This window comes from uncultured Desulfovibrio sp., from assembly GCF_944327235.1.
Lineage (GTDB): Bacteria > Desulfobacterota > Desulfovibrionia > Desulfovibrionales > Desulfovibrionaceae > Desulfovibrio.
Map to the genome: position 1 here is coordinate 1 of NZ_CALVHE010000049.1, position 19,579 is coordinate 19,579.

At 64.2% G+C, this 19,579-nt stretch carries 15 protein-coding genes; 6 read left to right on the forward strand and 9 right to left on the reverse strand.

The features are described from left to right. Positions 1-403: 403 nt before the first annotated feature. Entirely contained in the window at positions 404-1,114 is a 711-nt protein-coding gene (locus tag Q0K00_RS07855) for a hypothetical protein (protein ID WP_297228413.1), read from the reverse strand. Between the two features lie 153 nt (positions 1,115-1,267). On the opposite strand from Q0K00_RS07855, the gene Q0K00_RS07860 reads away from it, so the two are divergent. Continuing rightward, the gene (locus Q0K00_RS07860) at positions 1,268-2,479 is read left to right on the forward strand and encodes an HlyD family efflux transporter periplasmic adaptor subunit (RefSeq protein WP_297228414.1); all 1,212 of its coding nucleotides are present in this window, start codon (positions 1,268-1,270) and stop codon (positions 2,477-2,479) included. Positions 2,480-2,846: 367 nt separating this feature from the next. On the opposite strand, the gene Q0K00_RS07865 is transcribed toward Q0K00_RS07860, so the two are convergent. The 3 genes from Q0K00_RS07865 to Q0K00_RS07875 form a co-directional block, all read right to left on the reverse strand. Beyond that, a complete protein-coding gene (locus tag Q0K00_RS07865; protein ID WP_297228415.1) occupies positions 2,847-4,538 on the reverse strand; it encodes a hypothetical protein in 1,692 nt (563 codons plus the stop codon). Positions 4,539-4,687: 149 nt separating this feature from the next. Continuing rightward, positions 4,688-6,430, reverse strand: a complete 1,743-nt coding sequence (locus tag Q0K00_RS07870; protein ID WP_297228416.1) for a YcaO-like family protein — start codon at positions 6,428-6,430, stop codon at positions 4,688-4,690. Beyond that, entirely contained in the window at positions 6,427-7,179 is a 753-nt protein-coding gene (locus Q0K00_RS07875) for a methyltransferase domain-containing protein (RefSeq protein ID WP_297228417.1), read from the reverse strand. The genes Q0K00_RS07870 and Q0K00_RS07875 overlap by 4 nt, the downstream gene beginning before the upstream one ends. Before the next feature lie 108 nt (positions 7,180-7,287). Here Q0K00_RS07875 and Q0K00_RS07880 point away from each other — a divergent pair, with 108 nt between their 5' ends. Together Q0K00_RS07880 and tpx are read left to right on the forward strand one after the other, a co-directional pair. Beyond that, on the forward strand, positions 7,288-8,160 hold the full coding sequence (locus tag Q0K00_RS07880) for a 50S ribosomal protein L11 methyltransferase (RefSeq protein ID WP_297228418.1): 873 nt from the start codon (positions 7,288-7,290) through the stop codon (positions 8,158-8,160). Between the two features lie 66 nt (positions 8,161-8,226). After that, positions 8,227-8,730: a thiol peroxidase gene (gene tpx, locus Q0K00_RS07885; RefSeq protein WP_297228419.1), complete on the forward strand. Its 504-nt coding sequence runs from the start codon at positions 8,227-8,229 to the stop codon at positions 8,728-8,730. A 72-nt stretch (positions 8,731-8,802) separates the two neighbouring features. Here tpx and Q0K00_RS07890 read toward each other — a convergent pair whose 3' ends face one another. Beyond that, complete coding sequence (locus Q0K00_RS07890; protein ID WP_297228420.1) at positions 8,803-9,234, reverse strand: YqaA family protein; 432 nt, start codon at positions 9,232-9,234, stop codon at positions 8,803-8,805. 248 nt (positions 9,235-9,482) lie between these two features. Here Q0K00_RS07890 and rbr point away from each other — a divergent pair, with 248 nt between their 5' ends. Next, a complete protein-coding gene (gene rbr / locus Q0K00_RS07895; RefSeq protein ID WP_297228421.1) occupies positions 9,483-10,058 on the forward strand; it encodes a rubrerythrin in 576 nt (191 codons plus the stop codon). A gap of 613 nt (positions 10,059-10,671) precedes the next feature. Here rbr and Q0K00_RS07900 read toward each other — a convergent pair. From Q0K00_RS07900 to Q0K00_RS07910, 3 genes are all read right to left on the reverse strand, one after another. Next, positions 10,672-11,343, reverse strand: a complete 672-nt coding sequence (locus tag Q0K00_RS07900; RefSeq protein ID WP_297228422.1) for an adenylate kinase — start codon at positions 11,341-11,343, stop codon at positions 10,672-10,674. Between the two features lie 131 nt (positions 11,344-11,474). Further along, positions 11,475-12,869 carry a substrate-binding domain-containing protein gene (locus Q0K00_RS07905; RefSeq protein WP_297228423.1) on the reverse strand — a complete coding sequence of 465 codons (1,395 nt, stop codon included), beginning with the start codon at positions 12,867-12,869 and terminating at the stop codon, positions 11,475-11,477. 236 nt (positions 12,870-13,105) lie between these two features. Then, entirely contained in the window at positions 13,106-16,384 is a 3,279-nt protein-coding gene (locus Q0K00_RS07910; protein ID WP_297228424.1) for an AsmA-like C-terminal region-containing protein, read from the reverse strand. A gap of 126 nt (positions 16,385-16,510) precedes the next feature. On the opposite strand from Q0K00_RS07910, the gene Q0K00_RS07915 reads away from it, so the two are divergent. Next, a complete protein-coding gene (locus Q0K00_RS07915) occupies positions 16,511-17,548 on the forward strand; it encodes a glycosyltransferase (RefSeq protein ID WP_297228425.1) in 1,038 nt (345 codons plus the stop codon). 153 nt (positions 17,549-17,701) lie between these two features. Here Q0K00_RS07915 and Q0K00_RS07920 read toward each other — a convergent pair whose 3' ends face one another. Beyond that, entirely contained in the window at positions 17,702-18,109 is a 408-nt protein-coding gene (locus Q0K00_RS07920; protein ID WP_297228426.1) for a hypothetical protein, read from the reverse strand. A gap of 40 nt (positions 18,110-18,149) precedes the next feature. Between Q0K00_RS07920 and Q0K00_RS07925 the strand changes: the two genes are divergently transcribed. Further along, entirely contained in the window at positions 18,150-19,487 is a 1,338-nt protein-coding gene (locus Q0K00_RS07925) for a radical SAM protein (RefSeq protein WP_297228427.1), read from the forward strand. The last annotated feature ends 92 nt before the right edge of the window (positions 19,488-19,579 follow it).

Sequence of the window (19,579 nt, forward strand, 5' to 3'; positions counted from 1 at the left end):
GCCCCCATTCGGCTCTTGGCAGAAAACCTCCAGCTTCATGTCTGAGCAGAGGGTGAACAACGTATTGACACTCTACATCTAGAGCGGATTCGCATTGAAATTGTGTCCAATTTCCATGCTGACGCTGCCCTCACACTACGGAAAAAGCGTGGTTTTTCCGTGTGTTCGGTTGCTGGTAGTCGCTCTCGCGACTACCAGAGCAATCCACATTTTCAATGTGGATTGCTCTAACACTGTCTGCCGCTTAGAGCGTTTTGCCTTTGAAAAGGCAAAACGCGAGGCAGGGGGCACAGCGCCGTCCGGCCCACAGTGAACGGAAAAACTGTGTTTTTCCCGCGAACCGCCAGGCCGTATGGTTTGGACCGCCAAGCGTTTCAAACGGAAAAAGCTCTAAAACTGGCCCCTACAGGCTGTGTTCTTCCAGTCCGCCGGGCACGGCGCCGCTTTTCCCGGCTGCGGGCGGTTCCGTGACCTGTTGCAGGCCGGGTACGGTGTCTTGAACTGGTGTGGCGGGCTCGCCGCTGTCGTTGCCTTCGCCGCGCAGGACAAGCGCATGGTTGACGTACATGGTGCAGGCCAGTCCGTAGCATTCGTACAGGGCGGCGACGCTTGCCTTGAGCGTCTGCCCCTGACGCGATGGCGGCGGCACCAGAAGATAGTAGGTGCGGACGCGTGAACCTCTCAGAGGTTCCACCCGACAGGACACGAGCCATTCGTCCGTGCCGTTGTCGTCCCAATCCAGCTCGCCCAGCATGGATACGCTCACGATCTGAGTGGGGTGGCGGAGGATGAATCCGTTTTGCCGGATGCTTATCCGACTGGAGGGCGTACGCGTGGTCCGGAACGTCTCACCGAGATAGACATGCCCGCCGGTGTCATCAAAAAGGAAGTCCGGCGACAGGGTATTGTAGAGTATGTCGCCGTAAGGGCGGGACGCCGCAGGGCGGGAATAATAGTCCCCTTCCTGCGTCAGTAGTTTGCGGGCGCGCATTTCGTCGGGCATACGGCGGCTCATCTCCGCAAATCCCTTGTCGTCGATGACGGCTACCGTGCGGGCTCCGCAGCCCGCCAGCAGGAAGACACAGCACAGGAGTGCGGCGAAACGTGCAGGCATGGAATTCTCCCAGTAAAAAATTGGCCGGTCCGGCCGGGAAAGGCTTCTTGTAAGCAGCCTTGTGCCTGTTGTAAAGTGAAGACATGACGGGGCGCGGACCACGTGCCCCGCATCCAAACCGCGAACGTTCGTCAGCAAGTGACGGGAGGTAGCATGTCCGAACCTATGTATCTGGAAATGCCGTCGGGCGAGGCCCCCAAGGAGCCGCCCCGGTCGGGAGCGGAAGAGAGCGGACGCCTTGCGCGTTGCCGGAAATGGCTGCGCTGGCTGCCCTTGACGGTGGTGCTGGCCGCTTTGCTGCTCGTTCTGGCGCTCTGGTGGCTTTCCGACGGTGGGCGTGAAAGTCGCTGGGCCGTACTGGATGCCAATATGGTCCCCGTCATGCCGGAATATAGTGCTCCTTTGCGGCAGGTCATGACGCAACCCGGTATGCATGTGGACGCCAATCAGGTGGTGGCACGGCTGGACGTGAGCGACTACGCGCGGCAGCTCGCCCGCGCCGGTCAGGATCTGGCCGGTCTTGCGCCTGGTCTGGAAGATGCGGCCCAGCGTATGCAGCAGGCCCAGGCGGCCGAACTGGACATGGTCACCCGTCTGGCCAAGGCCCGCAACGAGGAGGCCGTGAGCCTTGAGGAGCGGGATCGCAGCGTCACCGCGCATGTGCAGGCGCAGATAGCCCTGCGCGGCATACAACCGTATCAGGGCAAGGCGGCCTACGAAAAGGCTCGGCAGGCGGAAGCCGCCGCCCGCGCGCGTATGGAGCAGGCCCGCGAAGCCTACGAGAAGGCCAGCCGGTCGCGGGCGGCCCTTGATCAGGAATTGCAGCGCATCCGTACCGAGGTGCAGCTTGCCCGCGCCCGTCAGGGGCAGCCTCCCGTACGGGCGAATCAGCCGGTGCAGTTGCCGCCGCCGGATGAGAATCTTTATGCCCCGGTGAGCGGAACGGTGACGCAAGTCATGGGGGCGGCCGGGCAGACCCTGCAGCCGGGGAATCCTGTGCTGATGATCGCGCCGGATGATACGTCCGCCTGGTGGGTGATGGCCTATTACCCCGTGGAGGAGGCCGAAGGCATCAGCGCCGGTCAGCTCGTCCGCATCAGCCTTGGGCAGGGCGCTACGGCCGCCGCCGCGCCGCGTGTGGGCGCGGGGACGGTCTGGAAGGGCAAGGTGGAGGAAGTTTACCCGCCGCAGCTCATGACCTTGCCCGGTGCGAACGGCGCCGCTGGCGAGGGGGGGAACGCTTCTCTTGTGGCGGTGCGCATCTCCCTCGATGACGGCGCGGCGCTGGCGCAGGCCGCTTCCGCAGGTGCCCGCCTGAACTGTGACATCCGTACCCGCAGCCTGCTGGGCTTTACGGGCCTGTAAGCTCGACCTTACGCTTTTGAGGGGGAAGAAAACTCCTTACTGCGTTGACGATGCCCGTAAGGTTCCTTTGTCACCTCGCGGGCACAGCCCTTTGGCCGCCCGTCGGTACGCTGTCAGCGCTGGAGGGGTTCTCCTTCCCCCATCCCTTCCCCTCCGCGCTTTTATAGGAGAAGAGACAGGGATGCGAGGCGACTCCGCCCCAAAGGCAAGCGAAGCGTGTATGGATATTTTTTATCTGAAATAGTTTGTAGAAGTTGTGTTAACACGTTCAGGAGGAATCTTGTGTAGGTAATTATGTGCTTGGCAACTCCTCGATGGAACTCTTCCTCCTCGCTGCGGCGTCGGCGGACGGACGCCTCAGCCCCGGTTACGGAAAGAGTTTGCCGAACTGGGCGGCAAATGCCGCCTGCCCCGCACGGGCAAAGGCAAGGGCTCGATCGGACGCTTGCTGCCAGCAGGCGGCATTGCTGGTGAGCAGCTTGAGCAGGCTCATTGCTTCGGTGAGGTTCTTGGTCTCAAAGACGCCCTGCTCGGGGCGCAGCCCGTCCGGCGCTCGGCCGACGCAGACCGCGGGCGTGCCGCCAGCCAGCGACAGGAAGAACTCCGGCCCGGGGCGGCGGCCGCAGGAAAGTGAAACCTGAAAGAGTTGACGCAGGCTGAAGCAGCGCCACTGGCTGTAAAAGAAGATCCCCGTTTTCTGCAAGAGCGCATTGGTCGGCGTCCCCTCATCCGTACCGAAAAAGAGATTCACATGCCGGGCGTGTAGCTGGGAGGCGACATAGGAGGAAGCGACTTCTTCCATCAAGGCAGAGGGGAGGAGAGACGCCATGATGTTGCCGCGCAATACGAACGGCAAGGGCCGGGCCGGTACGCTGAAGGGGAGGGGCAGTACTGTGGCGGGAACGCCGGTACGGGCGGGCGCTCCGATCAGCGCGATGGGCAGGGCGTACAGGCGCTGCAGCAACGGGCCGTCCGGCAATCCGCGACAATCCGCGACCACGCGATACAGGCGATGACTGGCGCACAGCAGGGTGAACAGATCCTGACTGTTATAGCAGTCCACCGGTTGCACATACAAAATATCGTTCTTCTGCGGCTCCCGCATGAGGAATTCTTGCGGCGTGAGGGTACGGACCGCCCTGCCCATCTGCTGGAACGCGAACAGGGCGTCGTGGGCAAGGCTGCCGAGCAGCGCGGGATGGGCCACGCAGAAGATATTGCCTTCCGTGTCCGTACGTTTTCCATGAGGGGCGGAGTTTTTCCAGATCTCGGAGACCGGGAGATCCTCTTCCGTCAGCCGGGGCGTCTGTGGGAGGAAAAGTTTGGCGACAAGCGCGCTGTCGAAATGTTGCTCCAGGAAGGCATACGGGTTGCCGATGATAGTCATGGGGCCTGCCGCCGCCAGACTTTCGATGGAACTCATGAAGGTCTGCGACTTGACGTCGACGACGGCGATCCGCTCTTCTTCATGGCGCAGCTGATAAAAGTACAGATCCTGCCCGCAGTGAGCCCGGAGACGCTGGAACATGGCATTGTCCAGACAGGATTCCAGACCGTCGGGCCAGAGCCGCCAATTCAGACGCTCGATATACCGACGGTGCAGGAAACGTCCGGCTCCGGGCACATCCTTTTCGCGGGGAGCCCTGTAGCCTTTCCAGTCGAACATGCGCCCCGTGAACTGGTCGAAGAAATACATGCCGTCCACGCCAAGCAGATCCCTGCCGTGGGAAAGTTCCTCCAGAAGGCGCAGGAAATAGGTCTCATTGGGCAGGTCATCGGAACCGAAAATGCAGACCCCGTCCACATCCTGTTCCCGCAGGAGCGCAAGGGAGGCGTTCCATTTGTTGCTCAGCGGCGAATTGGGGGCCTCCGCGTACAGGAAGCCGTTCCTCTCGGCAATGGCCCGGCTGACATCGCCTTCGGATCCCGCCACGGCCGGGATGAGCTCAAGCTTGTCGGCCAGTTTCTCTTTCAGGAAAGCGACATGCGAAAACACCATGTCCGTCAGTTCGGGACGTTTCCACATGGCCGTTACGTATCCGATCCTGGGCTTGGTCATGTTCGTTCTCCTGCTGGAAATCCTCAGGCGAGGCCGGATCTCCGTGTCGAATGTTTCATGCTGCCGCACTGTGCGGCTGTGGCGTGCCTGCCGGACATGGCAGTGCAGTCTGCGCGGCGGTCCGACCGCGTGCGGGCTGACCGGCGGGATCAGCCTTCTTCGCCGTCGTCGAGCAGCTCGTCCAGATGCCGCCGGGCAAAGTCCAGCGAATCGTCCAGTTCCAGCGCTGCTTCCAGATAATGCCGGGCTTCGTCCCGCCGGCCGAGGAGCTTGCAGCAGACCCCGAGATTGGCCATATCCATGACCGAGCCCTTGTCCACACGCAGCACGGCCCGGAAGGCCTCGGCGGCCTCGGCATAGCGGCCTGTCCTGAAATTGGCCACGCCCAGCAGGTTGCCGTATTCCTTCATGTCCGGACAGAGGGCGCAGGCTTCGGCCAGCGGCGCGCGGGCGGCTTCCCAGTCGTCGCAGAGGGTGGCGGCGTACCCGGCATAGAAATGGGCCAGGGCGGTGGCGTCGGCGTCCGGCTGGCAGTCGGCGGCTTCGCTGAAGCACTGGCGGGCTTCTTCATGTCTGTCGGCGCGCAGGGCCAGCATCCCCCGGAAAAAGGGCAGGAAGTGCGCGCCGGGGTAGTGGCGCTCCAGCACATCCAGACCGGCGAGGGCCTCCGCCTCCCCGGCTTCTTCGGCCAGCTTGCGCCCCACAAAGAGACCAAGGCTCTGGTTGCGGTCGCGTTCGCGGAAGGCAAGGCCCGGCGCCATGCTGTAATGCGCCGGGATGCGCAGGGCGGGGTGGCTCACGTCCACGGCATAGACGTTGAACGGAGCCAGACCGCGGATGGCGGCCAGCAGCTCGTCGCGGATGTCGGGGGCCTCCACGCCGGGCAGACTGCCCAGCGGGACGACAGGCCCCTCAAGCAGCCACTCGATGTCCTCCAGTCGCTCGAACTTGCTCAGGCCGGAGGCCTCGTAGCAGGCATTGGTGCAGAAATCTCCCGCCAGCTGCGCCACTTCGGTCACGGCGCGGATGGCCGCCTTGGCCGGACTGGAGGCTGTCCCGGCCGTGAAGACGATCTCCGAGCGTTCCGGGAAGGTCGCCGGGTCCCAGGCCAGCGCGGCCACGGTAGGCAGCGGCATACCCAGCGAAAAGTCCTTGAGCACGAGACGGATGCCCTGCGCCGCGAAACGGCGGCAGAGGTCGTCCAGCACCGGATCGTCCAGCCGGGCCGTGTCGATGGTGGGCGTGGTCGGGCGTTCTCGGTCGATACGGCAGCAGACATGCCGTTCGATCAGCTCGCTCAGTCCCTGCAGGAGGGATTCCTCCGCACTGTTGCCGGCCGAGGTCCCGTTGAACTCGCCCAGCAGCTTGAACCAGTCCAGCGGCGTCCAGACCGTTTTGCCGTCCGCAAGGCGCGTGGCCGGATAAAAGGACCAGCGCACGGTGGACAACACGTCACGGGCGGCTTCCGGCGCAAGACTGTCGTCCACAGAGCGCAGGATCTCCTCCACCGGCATGAGCTCGCTGCCGAAGCGTCGTTCCGCCTCCTGCCAGGTGGCCGTCACCATCTGGGGCCTGGCCTCCCAGAAACTGAAGAAGGCATAGCGCTCCATGAGTTCCATGAGCGCCGAGGCCTGCGCCTGCTCGGCGGAGGATCCCTTGCCCATCTGTTTGCGCGTGGGCATGATGCGTCGGGCATCCCGGCCGCAGACGCTCAGGTAGACCGGTATGCCGAGCCGTCCCGTGTCCACGCGGCGGGTCTCGGCCAGCACGTCCAGTCCGGAATCGGCCAGCGTCTGCCGGACGCGCTCGATGGTCTGCCTGGGGCTGACGCACTTGTCCAGATCGCGGGTATAGGCCTTGGGGCAGGGATGGAGCTGGATGGGCGTGTTCATGCGCGCTCCACCACCAGCAGGGAATAGGCCCGGCGCTGTTCCTTGCCGTCCTCGTCATGGCTGGTCAGGCCGATGCGGCGTTCGTCCACGCGGAAGCTCTTGGCGGCCAGCTTGGCAAAATGCGGCTTGGCGCGCGCCAGATCCGTGGCGAAGAGCGCCTTGCCCCCCGGCGCCAGATGGCGGCCGAGGAATTTGAGCAGCGGACGATGCAGCTCATCCAGATAGAGGATCTCCGAGGCGGCCACGAGATCGAAGCCCTCCGCGAAGCGGGGATCCTTGCCGGGACGTGTGACATCCAGATGCGCGACGCTGATGATGTTTTCCAGACCGTTGCGCAGCACATTGGCTTCGGTGAACAGCAGAGCGTCGGGCACGATGTCGGTGCAGACGATGCGGGCAAAACCGTAATGGGCCGCCACGAGACTCAAGGTGCCGCAGCCCGCGCCCAGCTCCAGCAAACGCTTGCCCTGCGGCTCGAAGTGGCGCAGATAGCGCCCCAGTACGAAAGAGGCGGGCCAGACCTTGGCCCAGAGCGGCAGGTCTTTCAGCGGGTTGCGGATGGCCTTGCGGGCCAGCATCCCGTCCAGATAGGGCTGCATATTGCGGATGGACAGGACATCGAACGACAGATCATCGATGACCAGCGGCTCGAAATCCACATCGAAGGTGGCGCGGATCCGGGCAAGCAGGTCGTCCAGCGCGGGCGGAGGCGTCGTCCCGGCCGGGGATGGGGTGGCGGTCTGGCTCATACTGACTCCCTTGACATGATTCCCTGCCGTCTTATCCGCAATCCGGGCGCAAGGCAAGACGGCCCTCCCCGCCTTGACAGGGAGCGGGCCGCGGTCTAAGCAGGGGCCATGAACAAGGAATTGTATCGTCTCGAAGTGACTGTGCCGGAAGAGGATTATGACCGCCTTTCCGGCCTGCTCACGCTGGAAGTGGCCTTCGGCTGGGAAGAGGAGAGCCTTCCCTCAGGAGAAACGCGTTTTCGTATCCATTGCGAGCAGGAGGATTTCCTCCGGACGCTGCTGGAACGCATCCGGGAAGCCCTCCCTCAGGCCGTCAGCGTCTGCGCGCCCATTGAGAACAAGGACTGGCTCGGCGCCTGGCGGGAGTTTTTCACGCCGGTCCCCTGCGGGACGCGCTTCGTCGTACTGCCGCCGTGGCTGGCCGGGCAGGCCGTCACGGATTTCCCCGGCCGCACGCCTATCATCATCGAACCCAAAAGCGCTTTCGGGACCGGGCATCATGCCACCACGGCCCTTTGTCTGCGGGTGATCAGCGATCTGCTGGACGAGGGACGGCTTGCCGCGGGGCAGCGTTTCCTCGATCTCGGCACCGGTACCGGCGTGCTGGGCATCGGCTGTTGCCTGTTCGGGCTGCGCGGGCGAGGGCTGGATATCGATCCGCTGGCCGTGGACAATGCGCTGGAGAACCTCGCGCTCAACCATATCGAGGATGGGGCCTTCCCGGTGGCGCAGGGCAGCATCGACGCCGTGCGGGAGCAATACGACGTGGTGCTGGCCAATATCCTTGCCCGTCCGCTTACGGAAATGGCCCCGGACATCGTGCGGGCCTGTGCGGCCGGCAGCTGTCTGGTGCTCTCCGGTCTGCTGGAGATCCAGGCTGACGGCGTGGAGCAGGCGTACCGCGCGTGCGGCTTGCCTGCGGCCCGTCGGTTGATCGACGGCGAGTGGTGCGCCCTCATCTGGGAAGACGTCCCACGTTAACAGGAATTGTTCTTGACAAGTGCCGCTCGCTTCCGTAGCCTCAATAAAAATATGTGGAGACAAGCAATGAATACTGTGACGTTTCAGGGAAATCCCCTGCATCTTGAAGGCAGCCTGCCGGTCGTGGGCGAAAAGGCTCCGGACTTCGTCCTGGCGGCCAATGATCTCAGCCCCCGCAGTCTGAAGGACTATGCCGGCAAGGTGCTGGTGCTGGTGTGCGTGCCTTCGCTGGATACGCCTGTGTGCGATATGGAAGTGCGTCGCTTCAACACGGAAGCCGCGTCGCTTTCCGATAAGGTGAAGATCGTGGCCGCCAGCTGCGACCTGCCTTTTGCGCAGGCCCGCTGGTGCGGCGCGGCGGGCGTGACCGCCGTGGAAAGCGCGTCGGATTACAAAGACGTGAGCCTCGGCCGGAATTACGGCGTGCTCATCCAGGAGCTGCGTCTGCTGGCGCGGGCCGTTTTCGTCATCGCGCCGGACGGCAAACTGGCCTACAGCCAGCTGGTGCCCGAAGTGACCCACGAGCCGGATTATGCGGCCGTGCTGGACGCCATCAAGAAGCTGATCTAGTTTCTTCTCGTTCCTTGCAAAAATAGGCGGGCCGCACGGCGGTCCATCCCCGGCGGCAGGACCGGCAGACCGTCACAGCACAAGCCAGGCAATGACGAGATAGCGGCCCAGTTTGGCCAGTGTGACCAGCAGCAGAAAGGGGAGGAGCGGCTCCCGCAGCAGACCGGCGGCCAGCGTCAGGGGGTCACCGATGACGGGAGCCCAGCTGAGCAGGAGCGACCAGCGTCCATAGCGGTGATACCAGATCTCCGCCTTGCGCAAGGCGTCGTCTTTCAGGGGGAACCAGCGCCGTTCGCCCAGCCGGTGCGCCCAGCGGCCCAGCAGCCAGTTCACCAGTGAGCCCAGCGTATTGCCCAGCGTGGCGACCCCGATGAGGAGAGCGGGAGGCGCGACCCCCCCGGCCAGCATCCCGGCCAGGGCCAGCTCGGACTGGGCCGGAAAAAGAGTCGCGGCCAGAAAGGAAGAAAGAAAGAGACCTGTCAGAGCCCAGAACGCCGTCATCATCTTCCGAGGGTAAAAACGATTTGTTCGTGTGGCTGCAGGCAGCGGAGGCGCGCGGCCACGAGATATGCGACCGTGGGGCCATGCGGGCAGCCGTGCGGATGGTAGCTTCTGCTCCGGCTTCCGTAAAGCCTTGGCCCGTGCTGGGGAGCGGTTATTTAGGCAAGGAAAACGCTTGACGGCTTTATTGAGAATTGTTATCAATAACTCACGGCGACAACAACAGCGGGAAGAACCGCAGGAGGAAAAATATGAAATCTCTGAAAGGTACGCAGACCGAAAAAAATATCCTTACCGCCTTTGCCGGTGAATCTCAGGCCCGTAACCGCTATGACTTCTTTGCCGGTGCCGCCAAGAAGGACGGCTACGCGCTGGTGAGCGACATCTTTACGGAAACCGCCCTGCAGGAAAAGGAACACGCCAAGCGTCTCTTCAAATTCCTTGAAGGCGGCGAAGTCGAGATCGCGGCGGCTTTCCCGGCCGGTATCATCGCGGACAGCCACAGCAACCTCATCGCTTCGGCGGCTGGCGAGAACCACGAGCACACCGAAATGTATCCCTCCTTTGCGGCCACGGCCGAAAAGGAAGGCTTTGCCGAGATCGCTGCCGTCATGCGTAATATCGCCGTGGCGGAAGCCTATCACGAGCGGCGTTTCCTGGCGCTGGCCAAGGACATCAAGGAAGGCCGCATGTTCCTGCGGGAAAAGCCGGTGGTCTGGCGCTGCCGCAACTGCGGTTGCCTGGTGGAAGGGGCCCACGCTCCGGAGATGTGCCCGGCCTGCGCGCATCCCAAGGCCTACTTCGAGGAACTGAACTACAGCTTCTAGAGCTTTTCGCGCCGAAACACCGCTGCCGCCTGCTCACGCAGGCGGCAGCCGCGAAGGCATAAGCGCGATACGTTGGCGCTGATACATGCCGGAGCGGTCGCATTTTCCAGCTTTGAAGCCGTAGAGCGTTTGGCCTTTGAAAAAGGCAAAACGCTCTGAAAAGTCAAAGCGACCATGCACCGGGATCGAACGTACGCGCGCTGACCACATGGCGAGGGCGCCGTGGCGGTATCCCTCCCCCGCGCGCATCCACAGAAAACTCCTTATGCCCGCCCCGACGCGAGACCGACCCGGTCGCGTCGGGGTTTTTCTTTGTCGCGGGCGGGTGTGCCGAGCAGACCCGGGACCGGCGCGGGCGCACATCCGCAAATGCCGGCAGTGTGGGGAGCGCTTTGAAAACGGAACGGGAAAGACAAGAATGGCGGACCTCCGCAGAGGTCCGCCACGGACAGATGCAAAAGAGCGGGGCTTGGAGCATTTTCCGTTTGAAACGCTTGGCGTTGAAACCATACGGCCTGGCGTTTCGCGGAAAAGCGCGGTCATTCCGCGTGGTTTGGGCCGGGCTGCGCTGTGCCGCCGCCTCGCATGTTGCCTTTTTCAAAGGCAACATGCTCTATTTGAGCTGGGAGAGCAGGGTCTCCTTGATGGCGTCGATGCTGCCGGAACCGTCCAGCTCGATGTAGGTCGTCAGCCCCTGATCGGCCAGTTTCTTGAAATAGTGGGCAGCGGCCAGCGTACCGTCCACGTCATTATAATAGATGTCGTGACGCTTGTTGATGGCGGCCTCGTCCTGATCGTCGCTGCGCACGGTCAGTTCACCGCCGCAGACGCGGCAGACGTCACCGTTGGGCTTGATGGCGTCGATAAAGATGTTGTTGGGGTGATTGTTGTTGTTCTTGCAGAGACGGCGACCCATGATGCGGTTCTTGGCCGTTTCGCGGGCAAGCTGGATCTCGATGACGTAATCCAGCTTCAGGCCTTCCTTCTGCAGGGCTTCCCAGAGTTTTTCGGCCTGCACCATGTTGCGGGGAAAGCCGTCCAGCAGCCAGCCGTCCTTGCCGCGGGTCTTGAGGGTCTCCAGCACCATGGGGATGGTGATGTCGTCCGGCACAAGGTCGCCGCGGTCGATATAGGCCTTGGCCTTCTTGCCCAGCTCGGTACCGCCGCCGATATGCTCCCGGAAGATGGCCCCGGACTCGATGTGGGCAAGATGATATTTCTGCTTCACGAGATCGCCCTGCGTGCCCTTGCCGCTGCCGTTGGGGCCGAAAATAAGAATGTTCATCATATCCTCCTTGCGGCGCGACGTGCGCTCGGTTGATGTAGGGTGTTTCCCGGAGTACCGCGTGCGGCGCGGCCTGTCAACGTCCGTCCCGCGGGCCGGACATCCGCGCTTCGACTCCGGGTCGCGCTTCGTCAGCGGGAAAGCGGCGCAAGGCCGCAGCGTGTGATGAGATCCCGGCCTTCCGGGCCGAGCAGCCAGTCCCGCAAGGCGCGCGTCTCGGCGCTCGACGAGCGGCGGGTCAGCAGAACGTAGGTGAGGGAGAACGGCCAGGAACCTTCACGGATGTTTTCGTCGGTGGGAGTTGACCCGTCGACAGTCAGCAGGCGCACCTCATCGGGCGAAAAACGCAGTCGCAGGCGCGTGAGGAAGTCGAAGCCGAGGGAAGAAGGCAGATTACGGTAGTCCGCGACCTGCATCCGGGAGCCCTGCGGAAAGGTCTCCTCACGCAAAGGGGGCAGCGGGGAGAGTCCGTTCAGGATGTGTTCCCGCAGGAACGTCTGTGCCGCGTCGTCGGCAGCGTGCTGGAAAGGGAGGATATCCGCGTCCGGGCCGCCGATTTCACACCAGCGTGTGATCTTCCCGCTGTAGATGTCCCGCAACTGTGCAAGCGTCAGGCCGGACAGGGGATTGTCCCGGTGGACGACAACGACCAGCGCGGCGCGGGCCAGCGGCGTCACCTCGAGAGGGCTGCCCGGCGCGCTCAATGTCCGCAGGGTCTCGGCGTCGGGTTCCGGACAGAAGACCATGTCCTCTTCTCCGTCGGCCAAAGCGGAAATGGCCTGATCCGCATTTTCGTAGCAGGATATGAACTCCTCCATCAGCAACGGATCGAATTCCACATAAACGGCTTGCGCCAGAGCGGCATAGAGCAGCCGGATGTCCTCTGTGCCGGTCAACCGGGGATGGTTGGCGGCAATACGCAGAGAAGGCGGTGTGGCGGGCCGCGGGAGGCGGTTGCCCTCGGAAAAGGGGGCGAGATCATCCCAGGTGTCGGACCTGTCGGTATGCGCATCGGTATAGAAGGTGCGGCTGATGACGGCGTGCAGGTTCAGGCCCGTGAGCAGACCGAAGACACTGACGACGAGCAGCAGCCGGGCCAGCCCGGCACCCCGTCGAAGGGCGGCCTCTCGCTTGCGCAGCCCCAGAGCCACACCGAGGAAGAAGCCGAGATAGCCCGCTCCGCCCGGCAGGCCGAACAACATGACAAGGACGGATGCGCCCCCGCCCCAACATGCCTCGTCGGGGTCGGCGCGGTAGTGCCAGCTCAACGCCAGAGCGGCAAGGAGCGGCGGCAGGACAAGCGGCAGCCAGCGGACAAGGAAGCTCTCCGGCAGGCGCGAACGCGCCGCCCACAGCCAGCCCGCCGCCAGAGGCGGCAGAAAAGGAACGACGACCAGGGCGATCGGAGCGGTATGGCCCGCGAGGCCGAGCAGCGCAGACACTGACGCAATGCCGAACATGCCCGCTGCGCTCAGGGCAGGAACGGTAAGGCTGAGGAGGAGGGCGCACAAACAGGGGCGGGGCATGGGCACCTCGGGGGAGGTATTGGAGGATGGGAATGATGTCGGCAGGCCCTAGGGGCTGTTATCACAAATTTTGCAAACAATTTCAATGGATAGAATAAATCCACTGTACACACGCCACTTGTCTCTGGAGCGGGGGCGACTCGCGTATTCCTGGCTCTTCTCCCGGTAAACGCGCGCTGGGGAAGGGATGGAGGGCTTCTTCCCCCCAAACAAACTGCAAATAGTGTTAACAGGACCTAGCGGAACAGGCCCAGCGCGCCGTCCAGCAGGCCGCCCACCAGACCGGTGAGGCCCTGCGCTATGCCGCTGAGGGCATAGAGCAGCACGGTCCCCGCGCTGATGCTTGTCTTGACGTCATGCAGGCTGCCGTACACGCGCACAGGGATATTGTCCATGGTCGGGGTATCCACACGCAGGGAGCATTCCAGCGTCTCGTTGACGAGATTGATCCAGCCGCCGCCCGTGACGTTCATGTCCTCGCTGCGCAGGGAAAGGTCGCCGCTGCGGGCGACGCCCTGACGGATATCGCCGGAGGCGCTGAGACGGGTGAAACGGGTAGGCTTGCCCTTTTCCCGTCCCTGCTTGTCCAGCGGCTGATGCGAACCGTTCTGGACGAGCAGCTTCCAGGAACCGCTGATGGCGGCGGGCATCTGTCCCGAGGCATTGACGGCGGCTGTGGCGGTGACTTCCACCGACGCCATGCCGCTGACGCGCGCTTCGCCGCCGCGTGCCGCGCTGGCGGGCGCAAGGTCGAGTGCTTTGACCGTCAGACGGTTTTCCATGCGCAATCCGCGATCGAATTGCGCATGGCCGGTGTTGCGCAAGGCCGCGCCGTACAGGTTGGCCTGCAGATCGTAGTCCAGCTTCCCGTCGGAGAGCTTGAGGGGCAGGCGCACATCGGTGAGCGTGAGCTTCCAGCTTTGGACGCGGGCCGCGTGCAGCGATCCTTCCAGGGAAAAGCGCTGCAGGAACCGTAGATCCCAGAGATCACCGACCGGTGGGCTGGGGGGCGGCGGGATGGGACGACCAGCGGCTTTGGCTGCGCGGATCTGTTCCTCGCGGCGGGCGTTAGCGGCGGCCTCTTCGGGGTTGAGGCAGCGGCGCAGGGCATCGATGTCCACGAACGGCGTCGAGAGGGCCAGATGGATATGGGGGACTGCCTGGAACGTGATGCTTGTTTCCCCCTGGATATCGGTGTCCAGCAGGCGGGTGGAAAACTTTTTCAGGGCAAGGCGACGAGCGGCGTATTCCCAGTCGGCCTGCAGGCGCAGGGAGCGCAGATCCTGCGGCAGTTTCAGGGCCGTGTCGCCAACGAGGGCGAAGGTGCGCGGGAGGTCGTCGCAGCGCAGGCTGCCGCTCCCGGCGATGCCGGGAGCCTTGCCGCCGGCGTCAAAAGCGATGCTGCCCGCATAATGTGCGCCCAGTGCGCTGATATCCGTATGTTGCAGCGTGAGCTGCGGCGGATGGACCCGGGCGCTCAGGCGGCCGAGCATCTTCAGATCCAATCCTTGCGGCAGGCCGGAAAATTCTCTGTCAGCCGTGAGGTGCAGGCGGGCGTCGCAATCTTCCAGCGCCGCCCGACTGTCGCCGCCGATCCAGAGCGTACCGTCCAGCTTGCTGTCGGCCAGCACTTTTTTGCCTTCCAGAGCGAGATCCCAGGCGCCTGTGAGGCCGACGCGCCCCTGTTTCCAGCGTCCCTGCCGCAGATCCAGCTTCAGCGCAAGGCGCCCGTAGTCCAGCGCCGCTGCCGCTGGCAGGCTGCCGTTGTCGGCCCGCAACGCGACCTTGCCGGACAGATTGGCCAGAAAGGCGGGGATGTCGCCGCCCACGCTGCGCAGCACGGTGTCCGCCTGCAGGCGTCCCCCCCGCAGGGGGAGGGCGGGCAGATGTTCCCCAAGCGCGGACGGCTTGATGTTTTTGAGACCGGCGGCAATGTCGAATTCCGTTTTCTCCGGACCGCCGCCGATGGTCGCCTGTGCCGTGAGCGTGCCGTCATACAGGGCGGCGCGCACATCGAGCCGGGCGCGCCCCAGTCCCGTGGAGGCCGGTTTCCCCGGACTGATGTCCACCCGGGCGTCCTGCAGGCGCAGGGGGCCGTACCGCAGGCGCTGGGCGGAAAGGCGGATATCGTAGCCGAGGTCGTCCGTTGCCGACGGAGATCCCGGAACATCGGCCGCTGCCGGGCGTTCTCGCTGCGCGAGCTGATCCCAGCATTCCGGGCGCGGATCAAAGCTGGTCAGGGGAGCGTAGGGAAAGGCGGGCTGCCGGGGGCGCTGCCCCACGGCTTCGGGGATGGCCAGTCCGAGATCCACCTGCAGCGCCGCCAGTTCCAGGGTGACCACCGGCTTGTCCCAGCGCGGGACGCCGCCCGTGCCGCTGAAGCGGCTGCCGGAACAGCTGGCGCTGATGGCCGGGACGCGCAACCCCTCGCTGTCCAGTTCAAAATCCGCTTCCACCTGAGTGATGTTGTCCAGCGCAAGTTGCAGGCCGGGCACGAGGTCCCGGGCAAAACCGAGCCACTGGGTCAGACTCAGACGGTGCATGGACAAGTGACCGCTCAGGCGGGGGCGCTCGCTGCCCGGCAGATGCAGCGTGCCGTCCAGCTGTCCGCTGTCCGCATCCAGCGTAAAGCGCAGACCGTTGAGTTCGGCGCGGGGAGCGCCCGCTTCCGCCAGCCGGGCCGAGCCGTCCAGAGAAAAGGGGATGGGCTGGCCGTTTTGCGTCAACGCGCCGTCAAGACGACCGGCAACGGTCCAGAGCCCGCCGCTGCCTTTCCAGTGCAGATCGGCGCGCAGCTCGCGCAACCAGTCGCTGTACTGCAGTTGGCCTTTCAGGCGCAGCCGGGAGTCTTTCGCCAGCGGGGCGGAAAGGCTCGCCTCGCCTTCCAGATCGACATGGCGCGATGTGAGCAGGATGCCGTCCTTGCCGCCGATGCGCAGCAGCGACCAGTGCGCCTTGCCGTCAATGTGGTCGCGCGGCCCGACATCGAGATCAAGCCCCAGATTATCCAGCACGAGGCGGCTGCCGTCCGTGGCCGTGACGTCGATCAGTCCCTGCTGCATCTCCAGCCGCAGGCTTCCCGGCAACGAAGGCAGGGCAAGGCCTGCCCCAGCGGACGGGTCGCCTTCCAGGGACGGCGGACGGGTCAGGCTCTCCAGCGGCAGTCGGCCGGTCAGCACGGGACGCAGCAACTGGACATGGGCGGGCCATACTTCGCCGCGCAGCAGTTTCCAGAAGCTGGGCCGCAAGGACGCATAGGCCACGGAGAGATGGAGTTCGTCGCTTTGGACGTGGACATCCCCGATGTAGACCGAAGGGACGGGCAGCAGCACGATGTCCACCGAGGCCGCTTTGGCCGTCAGTCCGGTGGCGGCGGTGAAGGATTCCAGCACATGGGCGGTCAGCGCCTGAGAATTGCGGTGCAGCAGGTAGACGCCCCCTGCCAAAACCATGCAGACGAGAAGGAGGGTGGCCACCATGACGCGGGCCACGAGGCGCAATCGACGGCTGGGCATGAGGGATTCCGGGACTTGGCTTGACGCTGCCGGGCGTCCGGCGCTACGGTGCGCAAGTATTTCATGTTTTCCGCACGTTGGCAACGTATGCCGCGGCTATGGCGGCCAAGGGTGCGCCGGGGGAGTATGCGACGATTATTCTGGATAGGCAGTCCGTTTTTCTGGCAAAGCCTGCGGGAGACCGGCTGGGACGAGGTGGCTTTCTGCAATTTCGAGGAGCCGCGCGTGCTCGGCTGGCAGGATGTGGTGCGCCAGGCGGGTTTTGTGCCGGATGTGGTGGTGGTGGCGGACAAGAGCCGTCCCCCCTTCGTGCTGGGTGTGGAGGATTTTCCCTGCTTCACGGTTTTTTACAGTGTGGATTCGCACATCCACAGCTGGCAGCCGTGGTATGCACAAGCCTTTGACGCCTGTCTCGTCTCGCTGCGGGATCATCTGCCGCGGTTTGCCGGGGAGTTCCTGCCGTCGGAACGTATCTGGTGGTCGCCGGCCTTTGCCTGGGACGAAGACCGCCCGGATGAGACGGCGGTGCGCTGCTGGGATGCGCTCTTCGTGGGCACCGTGTCGGACAATACGCCGTTGCGTGCCGCTTTCCTGCGCGCTCTGGGGGAAGCCGTCCCCAGTCTGCACGTCACCCGTGGCGCTTACCGTCGCCTGTATCCGCAGGCGCGGGTGGTGCTCAATCAATGTGAGCACGAAGACCTGAATTTTCGCGTATTCGAGGCGCTGGGCTGCGGCAGCTGTCTGCTGACCCCGCGCATTGGTCACGGCCTCACGGAACTTTTTGTCGAGGATGAGGAGCTTGTCTGCTACACGCCGCATGATGCGGGCGACGCAGCGGCGCGACTGCGTGCGCTGCTGGCCGCGCCCGCCCGCATGGCCGAGCTGCGCCGCGCCGGACTGGCGGCCGTGGACGCGCGCCACAGGGCCATCCACAGAGCGCGGGCGTTCAGTGAGCATTTGCGGGCATTTTCGGCGGAAGAACGGCAGAGCCTGGTGGAGAGCCGCCGCCGTCGTGCCGCCGCGATCCGGCAGCGGGTGCTGCGTCTGCCCTGTCTGCTGTGGGCGGAGGATCTGGCTTCGTCCCCTGATCCCACAGTGCGCGCCTTGCGCGCGGCCTATCTGGCGGAGGCCCGCGATGGCTACGCCGGTCAGAGCGGCATGTGATGCCTGCCCGCGTCATGGGCGGGAATGGATGGACAGGATAGCCGTCGGGCGGTGCGCGGTGATGGGCCGTCCTGCACACCGGAACCTCCCGCACGTCCGGGCGGGGGCGTTGCGGACAAGACCGGCGTCTTTGCGTGATGCGGGCTGATCCCGCTAGTTCCGGGCGGGCAGCGGATCGTCCATGTGCAGATCCAGCGCCGGGTCCGTGCTGGGCTTGCTCGGCGGCGCGGCGGGCTCGTCGAAGCTCAGATGCAGCAGGGGGTCATGCTGCGGGATGCTTTCCGTCTCCTGCGGGCTGTCCAGTCCCACGGGCGGGATCGTGCCGCGCATGGTGTTTTCCAGACGGGATTCCAGGGCGCGCAGCAGCAGACGTGTCTGCGCGTGCTCCTCACGCAGGGTCTGGCACATTTTTTCCTGATTGCGGAGCATGAAATACAACATGCCCAGCATACCAAGGAAGCAGAGAAAGACAAAGATCATCAGGGAAAGCATGGCGGCCTCTGTGCGCAGGATTACGCGCCCGTGCCGCCAGAGCAGGGGGCGGCGGGCACGTCGCTCCATCAGGTATATACTTTCAGCCCCCACGGGGCAAGGATGTTTTATGCATATTCAGCCGAAGATGGTGATGGCCGATGCTCAGGGAAATATCTATGACGACCCCGACCTGCTCATGGTGTGCCGCAGAGGAGCGCAATGGGGCCTGCCTCGTCCCGATGAACTCATGCCGCTGCCGGAAGAGAGCGAGCTCTTTCTGCTCCCGGGCCGCACGGCTGTAGGGCTGGATCCCGAATCCGGCGAGATCGTGCCCTGTGACGAGCTGGCCGTGGCCGCCTTTGCCGCGCCCGCACATACATTGTCCGCGCATCCCGCCTATGTGGCCCGTGAGGACGCGCCCCTGCTGCCGCTCTTTGCCTACGGCGCCGTGGGCTTTGCCAACGGCCGCTTTTATATCTGCGCGAAACGGGTGGACGAGGACAGACGCCAGCAGTTCCGCAGCGTGGCCCGTGGGCGCATCGAACGCAATGTGCGGGAGATCTCCCGGCGTTTCCCCAAGAACCGGCTCGTGCAGCACATCCTGCAGAACTGCGTCATGCGTTATGACTGTCCGGCAGCCCGCAACTTTGCGCTCGGTCGCTTTGAAGCGCCGCTGCCCACCTCCCGCGCCTGCAATGCCCGCTGTGTGGGCTGCATCTCCGAGCAGGAAAAGGATTCGCCCGTTGCCGTGACCCCGCAATGTCGTCTGACCTTCATCCCCACGCCTGCGGAAGTGGTGGAGGTCATGCGCTTCCACGAAAGCCGGGAGACGGAATGTCCGGTCTATTCCTTCGGGCAGGGCTGCGAGGGGGATCCCCTCATGAATCCCGACCTGCTGGAAGAAAGCGTGCGCCTCTTCCGGGAGCAGGGCGGCCGCGGGACCGTGAACTGCAATACCAACGCCTCGCGCACCGATGCCGTTGAACGGCTGGCGCTGGTCGGCCTGAGCAGCATTCGCGTCAGTCTCAACAGTGCCCGCCCCGCGCTTTATGAGCGATACTACCGGCCGCACGGTTATACGTTCGATGACGTGCGCGCCTCCATCGAGACCGCGCGCCGTCATGGCCTCTGGGTATCGCTCAATCTGCTCTATTTCCCCGGCATCACCGATTGCGAGGAGGAGCTCGCCGCCCTGACCGAGCTGGTGACCCGCTGCGGCGTGAGCATGATCCAATGGCGCAATCTCAATATCGACCCGGAATGGTATCTGCGGCTCATGGAGGGCCTTACCGAAAGCCCCAGCATGGGATTGGCCGCCTTCATGAAGCGTCTGCGTCGCGCCTGTCCCTGGCTGCGCTTCGGCTACTTCAATCCCTACGTCGGCGACAAGGCCGAGCTGGAAGCCCCCCTCCCCGGCGAGCGTGAGGTGGCTGTCCCGCGCATTGAGTCGGAAGAAGAGGTGTAGGGGGCTTTGAGAGCAGCGGGGGGAAGGAAGGGGACTTTTTTGCAAAAAAGTCCCCTTCCTTCCCCCCGTGCCCCCCATCCATCCTTCAAAAA

What these genes read in the sequence shown, in the direction of transcription:
- Q0K00_RS07855 (WP_297228413.1), bottom strand. Translation starts at nt 1,114, where the DNA reads ATGCCTGCACGTTTCGCCGCACTCCTGTGCTGTGTCTTCCTGCTGGCG.
- Q0K00_RS07860 (WP_297228414.1), top strand. Translation starts at nt 1,268, where the DNA reads ATGTCCGAACCTATGTATCTGGAAATGCCGTCGGGCGAGGCCCCCAAG.
- Q0K00_RS07865 (WP_297228415.1), bottom strand. Translation starts at nt 4,538, where the DNA reads ATGACCAAGCCCAGGATCGGATACGTAACGGCCATGTGGAAACGTCCC.
- Q0K00_RS07870 (WP_297228416.1), bottom strand. Translation starts at nt 6,430, where the DNA reads ATGAACACGCCCATCCAGCTCCATCCCTGCCCCAAGGCCTATACCCGC.
- Q0K00_RS07875 (WP_297228417.1), bottom strand. Translation starts at nt 7,179, where the DNA reads ATGAGCCAGACCGCCACCCCATCCCCGGCCGGGACGACGCCTCCGCCC.
- Q0K00_RS07880 (WP_297228418.1), top strand. Translation starts at nt 7,288, where the DNA reads ATGAACAAGGAATTGTATCGTCTCGAAGTGACTGTGCCGGAAGAGGAT.
- tpx (WP_297228419.1), top strand. Translation starts at nt 8,227, where the DNA reads ATGAATACTGTGACGTTTCAGGGAAATCCCCTGCATCTTGAAGGCAGC.
- Q0K00_RS07890 (WP_297228420.1), bottom strand. Translation starts at nt 9,234, where the DNA reads ATGATGACGGCGTTCTGGGCTCTGACAGGTCTCTTTCTTTCTTCCTTT.
- rbr (WP_297228421.1), top strand. Translation starts at nt 9,483, where the DNA reads ATGAAATCTCTGAAAGGTACGCAGACCGAAAAAAATATCCTTACCGCC.
- Q0K00_RS07900 (WP_297228422.1), bottom strand. Translation starts at nt 11,343, where the DNA reads ATGAACATTCTTATTTTCGGCCCCAACGGCAGCGGCAAGGGCACGCAG.
- Q0K00_RS07905 (WP_297228423.1), bottom strand. Translation starts at nt 12,869, where the DNA reads ATGCCCCGCCCCTGTTTGTGCGCCCTCCTCCTCAGCCTTACCGTTCCT.
- Q0K00_RS07910 (WP_297228424.1), bottom strand. Translation starts at nt 16,384, where the DNA reads ATGCCCAGCCGTCGATTGCGCCTCGTGGCCCGCGTCATGGTGGCCACC.
- Q0K00_RS07915 (WP_297228425.1), top strand. Translation starts at nt 16,511, where the DNA reads ATGCGACGATTATTCTGGATAGGCAGTCCGTTTTTCTGGCAAAGCCTG.
- Q0K00_RS07920 (WP_297228426.1), bottom strand. Translation starts at nt 18,109, where the DNA reads ATGGAGCGACGTGCCCGCCGCCCCCTGCTCTGGCGGCACGGGCGCGTA.
- Q0K00_RS07925 (WP_297228427.1), top strand. Translation starts at nt 18,150, where the DNA reads ATGCATATTCAGCCGAAGATGGTGATGGCCGATGCTCAGGGAAATATC.